Source organism: Streptomyces sp. NPDC031121 (genome assembly GCF_055570615.1).
Map to the genome: position 1 here is coordinate 41,526 of NZ_JBVIGV010000003.1, position 12,930 is coordinate 54,455.

General features: G+C 71.6%; 11 protein-coding genes. 3 read left to right on the forward strand and 8 right to left on the reverse strand.

Features of this window, described 5'->3' with window-relative positions; translation table 11 throughout:
- The first annotated feature begins 177 nt into the window (after positions 1 to 177).
- Entirely contained in the window at positions 178 to 708 is a 531-nt protein-coding gene (locus ACZ462_RS05880; RefSeq protein ID WP_467808773.1) for a universal stress protein, read from the forward strand.
- A gap of 96 nt (positions 709 to 804) precedes the next feature.
- Entirely contained in the window at positions 805 to 1,377 is a 573-nt protein-coding gene (locus tag ACZ462_RS05885) for a GPR1/FUN34/YaaH family transporter (RefSeq protein ID WP_467808774.1), read from the forward strand.
- Positions 1,378 to 1,500: 123 nt separating this feature from the next.
- Here ACZ462_RS05885 and glmS read toward each other — a convergent pair whose 3' ends face one another.
- The 3 genes from glmS to ACZ462_RS05900 all read right to left on the reverse strand — a co-directional run bounded on the left by glmS (position 1,501) and on the right by ACZ462_RS05900 (position 4,661).
- Positions 1,501 to 3,318 carry a glutamine--fructose-6-phosphate transaminase (isomerizing) gene (gene glmS / locus ACZ462_RS05890; protein ID WP_467808776.1) on the reverse strand — a complete coding sequence of 606 codons (1,818 nt, stop codon included), beginning with the start codon at positions 3,316 to 3,318 and terminating at the stop codon, positions 1,501 to 1,503.
- A 65-nt stretch (positions 3,319 to 3,383) separates the two neighbouring features.
- Positions 3,384 to 3,659, reverse strand: coding sequence for a hypothetical protein (locus tag ACZ462_RS05895; RefSeq protein WP_114057660.1), 276 nt, complete (start codon positions 3,657 to 3,659; stop codon positions 3,384 to 3,386).
- 108 nt (positions 3,660 to 3,767) lie between these two features.
- Complete coding sequence (locus ACZ462_RS05900; protein ID WP_467808777.1) at positions 3,768 to 4,661, reverse strand: DUF4429 domain-containing protein; 894 nt, start codon at positions 4,659 to 4,661, stop codon at positions 3,768 to 3,770.
- Positions 4,662 to 4,712: 51 nt separating this feature from the next.
- Between ACZ462_RS05900 and ACZ462_RS05905 the strand changes: the two genes are divergently transcribed.
- The gene (locus ACZ462_RS05905; RefSeq protein WP_467808778.1) at positions 4,713 to 6,299 is read left to right on the forward strand and encodes a beta-N-acetylhexosaminidase; all 1,587 of its coding nucleotides are present in this window, start codon (positions 4,713 to 4,715) and stop codon (positions 6,297 to 6,299) included.
- A gap of 62 nt (positions 6,300 to 6,361) precedes the next feature.
- On the opposite strand, the gene ACZ462_RS05910 is transcribed toward ACZ462_RS05905, so the two are convergent.
- The 5 genes from ACZ462_RS05910 to ACZ462_RS05930 all read right to left on the reverse strand — a co-directional run bounded on the left by ACZ462_RS05910 (position 6,362) and on the right by ACZ462_RS05930 (position 12,733).
- Positions 6,362 to 8,146 carry an IucA/IucC family protein gene (locus tag ACZ462_RS05910; RefSeq protein WP_467808780.1) on the reverse strand — a complete coding sequence of 595 codons (1,785 nt, stop codon included), beginning with the start codon at positions 8,144 to 8,146 and terminating at the stop codon, positions 6,362 to 6,364.
- Positions 8,143 to 8,664, reverse strand: a complete 522-nt coding sequence (locus ACZ462_RS05915; RefSeq protein WP_467808786.1) for a GNAT family N-acetyltransferase — start codon at positions 8,662 to 8,664, stop codon at positions 8,143 to 8,145. Before ACZ462_RS05915 ends, ACZ462_RS05910 begins: the two co-directional genes overlap by 4 nt.
- Positions 8,665 to 8,729: 65 nt before the next feature.
- A complete protein-coding gene (locus tag ACZ462_RS05920) occupies positions 8,730 to 10,049 on the reverse strand; it encodes a lysine N(6)-hydroxylase/L-ornithine N(5)-oxygenase family protein (protein WP_467808781.1) in 1,320 nt (439 codons plus the stop codon).
- Positions 10,033 to 11,514 (reverse strand): pyridoxal phosphate-dependent decarboxylase family protein, encoded by a 1,482-nt coding sequence (locus ACZ462_RS05925; protein WP_467808782.1) that lies wholly within the window; start codon positions 11,512 to 11,514, stop codon positions 10,033 to 10,035. Before ACZ462_RS05925 ends, ACZ462_RS05920 begins: the two co-directional genes overlap by 17 nt.
- 301 nt (positions 11,515 to 11,815) lie before the next feature.
- On the reverse strand, positions 11,816 to 12,733 hold the full coding sequence (locus ACZ462_RS05930; protein ID WP_467808783.1) for a siderophore-interacting protein: 918 nt from the start codon (positions 12,731 to 12,733) through the stop codon (positions 11,816 to 11,818).
- Between the last annotated feature and the right edge of the window lie 197 nt (positions 12,734 to 12,930).

Sequence of the window (12,930 nt, forward strand, 5' to 3'; positions counted from 1 at the left end):
GACGCTCTCCAAGTGCTGCATGCCCTGTGCAGGACAGGAGTGTCGCCGTACCCTGAGGGGTAAGGGCTTGGGAAGATGCTTCCCGGACAGAGCTCCGTCACCCTGCGTCGTCGATCTCACCCAATGCCGCCCCGTCGTCTTGTCCCTTCGCCCGAGGACCTCTTCGCCGAGACACCCATGGCCGGTCACGAACTCCCCGAACCCGCGGACCGCAAGCGCAAGCCGCTCGCCGACCACGTGCCGAGCGACGTGCGCGCGGCGGACGAGGCACGCCATCCCTGCGACCCGGCCTTCCGCCACGGCGTGGTGGTCGGCTTCGACGGCTCCACCTCCAGCGAGCGCGCCCTGGCGTACGCGATCGGCATGGCACGGCGCTCCGGCTCCGGCCTGATCATCGTGCACGTGGCGAACCGGCTGCCGACCACCGTCTGGGCCGGCTGCGAGCCGCCCGTCTTCGTCGACGTGCCGGACCACCGCACCGAGGTGCTGGGCCTGGAGCTGGCGTGCGCCGACTACCTGGCCGAGGTGCCGTGGATCCTCGTCGAGCGGGGCGGCGACATCTGCCACGAGCTGGAGGAGGTCGGCCGGGAGTACTCGGCGGACGCCATCGTGGTCGGTTCCACGCACGGGATCTTGGGCCGGATCTTCGGGTCGGTCGCGGGCCGGCTGGCCAAGCGCGCACAGCGACCGGTCGTTGTCATTCCGTAATCACGCAGGTGTCGATTGTGCGGTTGTGCACCCCTGTAAAGGGTAGATAAATGCTGCTGGGACGCAGCAACAACTGCAGATCGAAGGGAGCCCGCCGTGGACAACGGTGTCTCTGCGGGAAGCACGGCCTCCACCTCGACCCTCGGGAACATGGCCCTGGGTCTCACCCTTCTCGCGTTCGGAATCGGACACACCGGCATCGTCGGCGGGGTGTCCGCGGCCGACTCCGTCTCGCTCGCGACCTATGTCGGCGGCCTCGCCCTGTTCGTCCTCGGACTCCTGGAGTACCGCGGCGGCAACGGCTTCAACGGCACGGCGTTCGCGGGCCTCGGCGCCTTCTGGTTCACGTGGGCCCACGGGGCCGACGGAAAGGCCTCGGCCAACGCCGCCGGCCTGTTCCTGCTCCTCTTCGCCCTGCTCGCGCTGGCCCTCACCCTGGGCGCACCCGGCGGGCTGTTCGGCCAGGGCGCCTACGCCCTGCTCACCCTCTCCCTCGTCCTCCTCGCCGTGGCGACCCTCGCCGGCAGCGGCGGGCTGGGCAAGGCCGCCGGCTGGGTGGCCGCCGTCTCCGGGCTGATGGCCTGGTACGGCGCGACGGCGGGGCTGGCCAACTGGCCGACCGCGCTCGGCCGGGCCTCCGGCCGCAGGAGCGCGGCCGCCGCGGGCTGACCCGCTCGGCGCCGTCCCGCCACGCGGCGCCGCACGGGAAGGCGGCGCGGGCACGCGAACGGCCCCCGGTCCTCGGACCGGGGGCCGTTCGGCCGTTCGGCGGGGCGGCGCGGCCGCCCGCTGCTACTCGACGGTGACGGACTTCGCCAGGTTGCGCGGCTTGTCGATGTCCCGGCCCAGGGCCAGGGCGGTGTGGTAGGCCAGCAGCTGGAGCGGGATGCCCATCAGGATCGGGTCCAGCTCGTCCTCGTTCTTCGGGACGATGATGGTGTGGTCGGCCTTCTCCTGCTCGCGGTGCGCGACGGCGAGGATGCGGCCGCTGCGGGCCTTGATCTCCTCCAGGGCCGCGCGGTTCTTCTCCAGCAGGTCGTCGTCGGGGACGATCGCGACCGTCGGCATGGCCGGCTCGATCAGGGCGAGGGGGCCGTGCTTGAGCTCGGAGGCCGGGTAGGCCTCGGCGTGGATGTAGGAGATCTCCTTGAGCTTCAGGGAGGCCTCCAGCGCGACCGGGTAGCCGCGGACGCGGCCGATGAACATCATCGACTTGGCGTCGGCGTACTGGGCGGCCAGCTCCTTGATGTCCTCCTCGCCCTTGAGGATCTCCTCGATCTGGGCGGGCAGGCGGCGCAGGCCCTCGATGATCCGCTTGCCGTCGGTGACGGACAGGTCGCGGATCCGGCCGAGGTGCACGGCGAGCAGCGCGAACGCCACGACCGTGTTGGTGAAGCACTTGGTGGAGACGACGCAGACCTCGGGGCCGGCGTGCACGTACACGCCGCCGTCGGCCTCGCGGGCGATGGCGGAGCCGACCACGTTGACGACGCCGAGGACGCGGGCGCCCTTGCGCTTGAGCTCCTGGACGGCGGCCAGCACGTCGTAGGTCTCGCCGGACTGGGAGACGGCGATGTAGAGGGTGTCGGGGTCCACGACCGGGTTGCGGTAGCGGAACTCGGAGGCCGGCTCGGCGTCCGCCGGGATGCGGGCCATGCCCTCGATCAGGCTCGCGCCGATCATGCCCGCGTGGTACGAGGTGCCGCAGCCCAGGATCTTGACGCGGCGGATGCCGCGGGCCTCGCGCGGGTCGAGGTTCAGGCCGCCGAGGTGCACGGTGGAGAAGCGGTCGTCGATGCGGCCGCGCAGGACGCGGTCGACCGCGTCGGGCTGCTCGCTGATCTCCTTGTGCATGTAGGTGTCGTGGCCGCCCATGTCGTAGGAGGCGGCCTCCCACTCGACGGTCTCCGGGGTGGCGGTGGTGGTCGCGCCGGAGGTCGTGTAGGTGCGGAAGTCGTCGGCCTTCAGCGTCGCCATCTCGCCGTCGTCGAGGGTGACGACCTGGCGGGTGTGGGCGACGAGCGCAGCGACGTCGGAGGCGACGAACATCTCCTTCTCGCCGATGCCGAGGACGACCGGCGAGCCGTTGCGGGCGACGACGATGCGGTCGGCGAAGTCGGCGTGCATCACGGCGATGCCGTAGGTGCCCTCGATCGCCTTGACGGCCTCGCGGACCTTCTCCTCCAGGCTCTCGGCCTGGGAGCGGGCGATCAGGTGGACGATGACCTCGGTGTCGGTCTCCGAGACGAAGACCACACCCTCGGACTCCAGCTTGGCGCGGAGCTCGGCGGCGTTGTCGACGATGCCGTTGTGGACGACGGCGACCTTGTTCTCCGCGTCCAGGTGCGGGTGGGAGTTGATGTCGCTCGGGGCGCCGTGGGTGGCCCAGCGGGTGTGCGCGATGCCGGTGGTGCCGGCGAAGCGCTTGGGGACCCGGCTCTCCAGCTCACGGACGCGGCCCTTGGCCTTGACGACCTTGAGCGCCGTGGACTTCGGGCTGTTGACGACGATGCCCGCCGAGTCGTACCCGCGGTACTCCAGTCGCTGGAGCCCCTCCAGCAGCAGCGGCGCGACGTCGCGCTTGCCGATGTATCCCACGATTCCGCACATGAAGTACTGCCCCTCCTGAGGTTCGGATTGCCCGTGCCGTGCCGTGCCGTGCCGTGCCGCGGCGCTCAGCCGTAGACGATGCGCCGCAGCTGCCGCAGCGACAGCTCCGGCGGTGCCACCGCGCGGTGCGGCAGCTCGGCCGCGATCCGTTCGAAGATCTCGGCATTGACCGCCCCGCCGGCCTGGAGCTCGCGGTGCCTGCGGCGGACGAACTCCTCGGTGGTCTCGTCGAAGTACGCGAGCACGTCGAGCACCACCCGGGCGGCCTCCCCTCGCTGGAGCGAGGTGCTGCGTACCAGGTGGTCGACGAGGTCGTCGTAGGACGGGCGGCGGTCGAGCACTCGTAGATATTGACGGGAGAAGTGCGGGAACGCAAAGATCCTGCCCGAAACCGGGCAGGATCTTGCTGGTCTGGACCAGCGGAATGCGTCGATCCGCTACGGAAGCGGTCAGAAACGGCGCAAAACGGCCTGCTTGGCTGCGGTGAACTCGTCCGCCGTCAGGATCCCCGACTGGTGCAGATCGCCCAGCTCCCGCAGCCGGCGCAGCAGCGCGTCGTGGTCCTCCGGCCCCGACGGCTCCGGCGCCCCCGCCGCGAGCTCCGGCGCCGCGGCCGCCGCCGCGGGGACCTGCTCCCGCACGGCCGCAGGGTGCGGCATCCGCACCGCCACCGCCGCCGCGACGAGCGCCATCAGCGGGTCCTTCCGGAACCCGAACAGCTCCACCGTGTACGGGTCGTACTTGGGCGCGGGCGCCGGCGGCGCCCCGGCCGGCGTGAACCGGATCCACCCGTTGTCCAGGCCCTTCGACGGCGACCACTCCACCGCCCGCAGATCCGCCACCCGGAACTCCCGCGGACCCCCGGAGCTCTTCGCCTCCTCCGTCGTCCAGTTCCAGTCCAGGCCCACCCGGTCGCCGTCGAAGGCCACCGCGCCGTCGCCCGCCGCGACCGTGATCGGCACCGCCGGACCCGGCAGCAGGTACGCCTCCACCGGACCCGACTCCACCTGCTCCAGCAGCAGCGCGTTGCGCACCTCGTCCACGAAGTACTCGGCCACGCCCGCCCGGTCCGACTCCACCGCCAGCCGGTACGGGTCCGAGGCCTCCGGCAGCCGCCCCCCGGTCACCTGGAGCAGCGGACACGCCCCGTCACGCAGGCGCAGCCTGAGCCGGCCCGCCTTGCGGCCCGGCTCGAAGCTGATCCCGGCGATGGCGCGCAGCGGCACGACCACCTCGCCGAGGGTCTGGCGCAGCAGGCCCACCCCCTTGTCCCGCCCGGGCACGATCCGCACCGCGTCCCCGTCGAAACCCCACGTGCCGTCCTTCTGGATGATTTCCGCCATCCTGCGATTCTCGCACCGCCCCCCGCACGCGAGTTGGCCTATACCTGGGCCATGAGAGTCCTGCGACGCACGCTCGGCACCCTCCTCCTCCTGGCCTCGGTCGCCTCCTGCGCCACCGCCCGCGGCGACGACGCGAAACCCCTCGGCCCCCGGCCCGCCGCACCCGCCGGCTTCGGGCAGCTCCTGCCCGCCCCGGCATCCGTCAGGGCGGCCGGATCCGGCCACGTCCTCGGGCCCGGCACCGTCATCCGGACCGGCCGCACCGGCGGCGCGGAGGTCCGCCGGGTCGGGGAACTCCTCGCCGGGCAGCTCCGCGGCACCACCGGGCTGCCGCTGCCCGTCGTGGACGCCCCCGGAGGCGGCGGGATCGAGCTGCGGCTCGACACCGCGGCCCCGTACCTCGGCCACGAGGGCTACCGGCTGGAGTCCGGCCCGCGCGCCGTCACCCTCACCGCCCGCACCCCGGCCGGCCTCTTCCACGCAGGGCAGACGCTCCGCCAGCTGCTGCCCCCCGCCGGAGCCGGCACCGTCCCGGGCGGCACGGTCACCGACGCGCCCCGGTTCGCCTACCGCGGGGCGATGCTCGACATCGCCCGGCACTTCTTCACCACCGAGCAGGTCAAGCAGTACGTCGACCAGCTCGCCCAGTACAAGGTGAACGCCCTCCACCTGCACCTGACCGACGACCAGGGCTGGCGGATCGCGATCGACTCCTGGCCGCGGCTGGCCGAGTACGGCGGCGGCAGCGAGGTCGGAGGCGGGCCCGGCGGGTACTGGACGAAGGACGAGTACCGCGACCTGGTGCGGTACGCGGCCGAGCGGTACGTCGAGGTCGTCCCGGAGATCGACATGCCGGGGCACGTCAACGCCGCGCTCGCCTCCTATGCGGAGCTGAACTGCGACGGGAAGGCGCCCCCGCGCTACACCGGCACCAAGGTCGGCTTCAGCTCGCTGTGCACCGGCAGCGAGCGGACCTACGACTTCGTCGAGGACGTCCTCGCCGAGGTGGCCGCGCTCACGCCCGGCCGCTACCTGCACATCGGGGGCGACGAGGCGTCCGCCACCCCGGCCGCGGACTACGCGGCGTTCATGGACCGGGCGCAGCAGGCGGTGGCCCGGCACGGCAAGACGGTGGTGGCCTGGCACCAGCTGGCCGGGGCGCGGCCGGCGCCGGGGGCGGTGCTCCAGTACTGGGGCCACGACCGGACCGGCGCGGCGGAGAAGGCGCAGGTCGCGGCCGCCGCGAAGGCGGGCCACCCGGTGATCCTGTCACCGGCGGACCGGCTCTACCTCGACATGAAGTACGACGCGGCGACGAAGCCCGGCCTGTCCTGGGCGGGCTACGTGCCGGTGCGCCGGGCCTGCGAGTGGGACCCCGGGGCGTACCTGGCCGGGCTGCCGGCCGAGGCGGTGCTGGGGGTCGAGGCGCCGCTGTGGACGGAGACCGTCGCGACGCGCGAGGACCTGGAGTACATGGCGTTCCCGCGGGTGCTGGGCCTGGCCGAGCTCGGCTGGAGCCGGAGGCCGCCCGACTGGGCGGAGTACGGGCCGCGGCTGGCCGCGCAGGCGCCGCGCATGGAGGCGCAGGGCATCGGCTACCACCGCGCGCCGGACGTGCCCTGGCAGGCACGGCAGTAGAGGGGGCGGAGGAGCGGGCCGGTGTGCGAGGGACCGTCGTCGCGCACCGGCCCGCCCCGTGCCTACCGCCGCGCGAAGGGCGCGACGGGGTTCTGCAGGGTGCCGACCAGCTGCAGGGCGGCCGACGGGTCGGCCAGGTCGACCATCTGCTTGTTGTTGCGCAGCTGGAGCCGGTTCAGGCAGGACAGCTGGAACTCCGGGGCGAACAGGTCGTACTGCGCGAAGCGCTCGGCGAGCTGCGGCATCGACTCCTGGTAGGCGTGGCCGCAGTCGGCGACGGCCTTCCAGAACGTGTCCTCGTCGCAGACGCCCTCGGTTGCGAGGATCGAGCCCAGGAAGCGGAAGAAGCAGTCGAAGACGTCCGTGAAGATCGACAGCAGCTTCATGTCCTCCGGGACGTCCGCCCGGATCCGCTCGACCGCCGGCGGCAGGACCGCGTCCGGGTCCATGACGACGATCTCCTCGGCGATGTCCTTGAAGATCGCCCGCTTCACCACGCCGCCCTCGATGACGAGGATGGTGTTCTCGCCGTGCGGCATGTACGCGAGGTCGTACTGGTAGAAGCAGTGCAGCAGCGGCACCAGGTAGGCGCGCAGGTAGTGGCGCAGCCACTCGGCCGGACTCAGCCCCGACTCCTCGATCAGCGCGGCGGCGAACGACCTGCCCTCGGCGTCCACGTGCAGCAGCGAGGCCATCGTGGCCAGCCGCTCGCCCTCCTTCAGCGAGCCCACCGGCGACTCGCGCCACAGCGCGGCCAGCATCTTCCGGTACGGGGAGTACCGGTCGGTGGCCCGCTCGTACTGGCGGTGGTGGTAGCCGATCGCCGCCCGCTCGCGGATGATCGAGAAGTCGACGGACCGCAGCACCTCGTCGCTTTCGATCAGGCGGTGCAGCCAGTCGTTGATGGCCGGGGTGGCCTCCATGTACGCCGCGGACAGGCCGCGCATGAAGCCCATGTTCAGCACCGAGATCGCCGTCTTGACGTAGTGCTTCTCGGGGGCGCTCGTGTTGAAGAAGGTGCGGATGGACTGCTGCGCCAGGTAGGCGTCCGCGCCCTCGCCGAGCAGCACCAGGCGGCGGTTGGCGATCTCCGCGGCGAAGGTGACGGTCGTCTTGTTCCACCACTGCCAGGGGTGGATCGGCAGCAGGTGGTAGTCCGCCAGGTCCAGGCCGAGCGAGGCCATCTTCGCCTCGAATCCGGCGAGGGCCTCCTCGCCCAGCTCGGCGCGCATGAACGAGTCGTGGTCCAGGCCGGCGCCGGCCGTGAAGGTGGAGACGTCCTTGCGGGCGGCCACCCACACCAGGTGGACCGGGCTCGCCGCCTCCGGCGCGTACGAGCGGAACTCGTGCACGCCGAAGCCGAGGCGGCCGTTGTTGGCGACGAAGCAGGGGTGGCCCTCCGTCATGCCCGTCTCGATGTCCTGGAACGAGGACTTCGCGAGGACCGCGGCCGGCACCTGCGGCTTGGTGTACTTGAAGCCCGTGCCCGCCAGCGTGGAGGAGATCTCCTCCAGGTAGACCGGCAGGACCTCGTCGCTCAGGCCGAGCGCCCCGCGCATCTCGATGTGGAAGTCGAGGGCGTCCGGCTCGGCCTCGGCGCCGTCCTTCAGGCGGACGATGGAGGCCTCGTCCACGACCCAGTGGTCCAGGGCGTGCCGGACGGCGCGGAAGCGGTACTCCACCGTGCCGTCGTCGCTGAGGACCCGGTAGCCGGAGCCGTCCTCCAGGGGCTGGGGGGTCAGCAGGCGCTCGTGGGAGAACTCCGCCAGGGCCTTGCGGACCAGTGCGCGGTTGGCGCGGGCCCACAGCTCGGGGGAGAGGTGGGAGATCGCGTCGGCGAGGCTCATATCGACGCTCCCGTGGTCAGGCCGGTGGCGGCTTCGAACTGTTCGCGGGTGCAGAAGCTGAGGAGGGCGGTCTTCTCCGGCTTCTGCACGGGGCGCTCCGGGACGAAGCCGACGGCCTCGTTCAGGGCGTGCACGGCCTTGTTGCCGACGTCGGGCTCGACGACGACGCGGCGGACGGCCGGGTCGGCGAACAGCGCTGCCATGACCGTGGTGATCACGGCGCGGGTGAAGCCGTGCAGGGGCGTGTCGCTGGGCGCGACGAGGAAGTGCATGCCGACGTCGCCGGGCTCGGCGTCGTACAGGCCGACCAGCTCCAGCCGGCTCGGGTCGTAGCGCTCCATGAGGAACGCGGGCCGGCCCTCGTGCAGGCCGATGAACGCGTCGTGGTGCTCGGCCGCCGCGATCTTCATGTACTCGCGCTCGACGTCGGGCAGGGAGGCGTCCTGCATCATCCAGAACGCCGCCTTCGGGTGGGTGACCCACCCGTGGAGCAGTTCGGCGTCGGTCAGCGGGTCCATGGCGCGGATCGCGAAGGAGCCGAGGGCGGCGTCCGTGCGGGCGTACAGGGTTTCGGTGGTGGTGCTCATGCGGGCACGCCTTCCGGGGCGGCGAACTGCTGGAACGCGATGGACTTCTCGACCTTGTAGTACTCGCGGCCGAGCAGCTCCTTGACGATGTACGCGTTGCGGTACGCGGCCATGCCCAGGTCCGGCGAGGTGATCGAGTGGTTGTGGACGGTGCCGTTCTGGAGGAAGATCTCGCGGCCGGCCGTGTCGATCGTGTAGTTGCGGGCCGCGTCGGGGCGGCCGTGGCCGTCGAAGTTGATGCGGTCGCGGATCGGGGCGAGGAACTCGGGCAGGACGAACCTGTAGCCCGTCGCGAGGACGAGGCCGTCCGTGGCGAGGGAGAAGTCGCGCTCCTGCTCCTCCTGGCGCAGGCCCAGCGTGTAGGTGCCCGCGGTGGTGTCGTAGGCGGCCGAGTTCAGCGCGGTGTTGGTCATCAGCGTGGTCGGGACGGGGCCCGGCATGGTGACCTTCTTCTGGTAGAGCAGGTCGAAGATGGCGTTGATGAGCTCGCCGTCGATGCCCTTGAAGAGGTTCTTCTGCTGCGTCTCCAGCCGGTAGCGGGTCTCCTCGGGCAGGGCGTGGAAGTAGTCCACGTACTCCGGGGAGGTCATCTCCAGCGTGAGCTTGGTGTACTCCAGCGGGAAGAACCGCGGGGAGCGGGTCACCCAGTTGAGCTGGTAGCCGTGGACGTCGATCTCGGAGAGCAGGTCGTAGTAGATCTCCGCGGCGCTCTGCCCGGAGCCCACCAGGGTGATCGACTTCTTCTTCTGCAGCTCCGCCTTGTTCTCCATGTAGGCGGAGTTGTGGAAGAAGTCCCCGCCCAGGCCGGAGCAGGCCGCCGGGACGTACGGGGTGGTGCCGGTGCCGAGGACCAGGCGGCGGGCCAGGTGGGTCTCGCCGCGGTCGGTGCGGACCTCGTACAGGCCGGCCCGCTCGTCGTAGGAGACCTCGGTGACGGAGGTGGAGAACTGCACGTTCTCCAGGCGGTCGGCGGCCCAGCGGCAGTAGTCGTTGTACTCGGTCCGCAGCGGGTAGAAGTTCTCCCGGATATAGAAGGAGTACAGCCGGTCCTGGTCCTTGAGGTAGTTCAGGAACGAGAACGGCGAGGTCGGGTCGGCGAGGGTGACCAGGTCCGACATGAACGGCGTCTGCAGGTGCGCGCCGTCCAGGAACATGCCCGCGTGCCACTCGAAGTGCGGCTTCGTCTCGATGAAGAGGCTGTCGAGCTCGTCGATCGGGGCGGTCAGGCAGGCGAGTCCCAGGTTGAAGGGACCGAGGCCGACACCGATGAAGTCGAGGGGCCGGCGGGGGTCACGGGGCTCACGAGACGACTGCAAGGGATTCTCCCAGATACTGCTCGGCGTGGGACGCGAGGAGGTCGAGCACGGCCGCGATGTCGGCCGTGGTGGTCTGCGGGTTGAGGAGGGTGAACTTCAGGTACTGCCTGCCGTCGACCTTGGTGCCGGCGACGACGGCCTCGCCGGAGGCGAACAGGGCCTTGCGGGCGTGCAGGTTGGCCTCGTCGACGAGGTCGGGGCGCACGTCGTCCGCGGGGACGTAGCGGAAGACCAGGGTGGAGATCTGCGGCCGGACGACGACCTCGTAGCGGGGGTCGGCCTCGATGATGTCCCAGCCGGCGGCGGCCAGGTCGACGACCTCGTCGAAGAGCGAGCCGATGCCGTCGGCGCCCATGGTGCGCAGGGTCATCCAGAGCTTGAGGGCGTCGAAGCGGCGCGTGGTCTGGATGGACTTGTCGACCTGGTTCGGGATCCGCTCCTCGGCCATGCGGCGCGGGTTGAGGTAGTCCGCGTGGTACGTGGCGTGCTTCAGGGTGTCGCGGTCGCGGACCAGCATCGCGCTGGAGCTGACGGGCTGGAAGAAGGACTTGTGGTAGTCGACCGTGACCGAGTCGGCGTGCTCGATGCCGTCGAGGAGGTGCCGGCGGGTGGGGGAGACCAGCAGTCCGCAGCCGTAGGCGGCGTCCACGTGCATCCACGTGCCGTGCTCGGCGGCCAGGCGGGCTATCTCCGGGAGCGGGTCGATGGACCCGAAGTCGGTGGTGCCGGCGGTGGCGACGACGGCCATCGGGATGAGGCCCTCGGCCGCGCACTCCTCCAGCTCCAGCGCGAGGACGGAGGTGTCCATGCGGCGGTTGCGGTCGACGGGGACGGCGATGACGGCCTCGTAGCCCATGCCGAGCATGGCGGCCGACTTCTTGACGCTGAAGTGGCTGGCCTCGGAGGTGAAGATGCGCAGGCGGGGCAGGACCTCGGACTTGGCGAGGGGGCGCTCGGCGGCCTGCATGGCCTTGCGGCAGGCCTCGTCGCGGGCGAGCAGCAGGGAGTGGAAGTTGGACTGGCTGCCGCCTGAGGTGAAGATGCCGTCCGCGTCCGGGCCGAGGCCGATGCGGGCCGCGGTCCAGTCGATGAGGCGGCGCTCGATGAGCGTGCCGCCGATGGACTGGTCCCAGGTGTCCAGGGAGGAGTTGACGGCGGAGAGGACCGCCTCGCCGAGGACGGCGGGGATGACGACCGGGCAGTTGAGGTGGCCCAGGTAGCGCGGGTGGTGGAAGTACACCGCGTCGCGCAGGTAGACCTCTTCCAGCTCGTCCAGGACGGCGGCCGGGTCCTCCAGCGGCCGGTCCAGGTCGATTCCGTTGACCACCGGTGCGAGTTCGTCGACGGATATCCCGGTGTGGGGCCGCTGGGTGGACGCGAGTTTCGCGGCGACGCGCTCGACGCCCTCGGTGACGGAACGCCGGTAGAGCTCCGCGGTCGTCTCATTCAGGAGATGCGAGCGCATCAACTTTCCTCCGGGGCAGGGGAAGAGGGGGTGATCAGGTGCAGGCCTTAGGTTAGCCTAACCTAATTATTGAGCCAAATGGAGGTGGGCCCCAGCCGGAGTCGACCAAGGCCCTTGACCTGAAGGGTTGTCGAGGCCGCTGGTGGGACGGCAACGAAAACGCTGGTGACGGGGTATCGGGCGGCTTGCGAGACGCTGGAGCCGGAGCCCGGGAGCCGTCGGCGGGCGGTCCACCACCGCGCCAAGGGGGCCGTACCGTGCGGCTGTTGGCCGGAAACCGCCGGTGCGGCCGTCCCCGGCCCTACAGCTCGGAGGCGGGGTCCTCGCTGGCCGCCTTGCCCGCGTACGCCTCGGCGAGCAGCTGCTCCTCGCTGGCGCCCAGGCGCCAGTAGCCGGTGAAGCGCACCGCGCGCCGGTCGAGGGAGCGCTCCTGCACGAGGTGGCGGCGGACGGCCCGGACCGTGCCGGCCTCGCCCGCGAGCCAGCCGTACGGGCGCTGCGCCTGCGGCAGTTCGGCGGCCCGCACCGCCTCCACGGCGCGCCCGGCCCGGCCGGGGCCGGCCCCGCGCACGATCCAGGTGATCTCCGCGTCGGCCGCGGTCTCCAGGTCGAGCCGGTCGTCGGCGTGCGGGACCTCGAAGAACGCCCGCACCCGCATGCCCGGAGCCTGGCGTTCCAGGACGGCGGCGGCCGCGGGGAGCGCGGTCTCGTCCGCGTACATCACCAGCGCGTCCGTGCCCGCCGGCGGCTGGAAGCGGACGGACTTGTTGCCGGCCACCGTCGGGCCGATCGCCAGGATCCGGCGGCCGGCGGCGGCCCGGCCGGCCCAGGCGGAGGCGGGGGAGGAGTCGCCGTGCAGCACGAAGTCGATGTCCACCTCGACCGCGCCGCCGTCCGTGTCGCGCTGCTCGCGGACCGTGTACGAGCGCATGACCGGCCGCTCTTCGTCGGGCATCCCGCGCCAGGCGGCGAACCAGGTGTCCTCGGCGGTGGAGGGCAGTTCGGTGTGCTCCCGGTGGGCGGGCGGCAGGAAGAGCGAGAGGCTCTGGTCGAAGCCTCCCGAGCGGAAGCCCGCCAGGCCCGCGCCGCCGAAGGTGACCCGCAGGAAGGAGTGGCCGAGGCGGCGGGTGCGGAGCACTTCCGGGGTGAAGAAGCGGAAGTGGGCGGCTGCGGCCTCGGGTGCGGGCGCGGTCGCGGTGCCGGACGCGGAGTCGGACATGCGGGTGGATCCCCCCTGGGTGTCGGGCGGGCGCCGGACCGCGGGTCAGCGGGGTCCGGCGCCGGATGGGTGCGGCCGTGCCGCGTCAGGGCCGAGGGGCCGCAGTGTCTGCCACGGGCGCGGGTGCCCACTCCTGTTGGCCGGGAGCGGGGGCAGGCGGAAACCCCGACGACCCTCTTGTAGTTTTGGGGGTAATT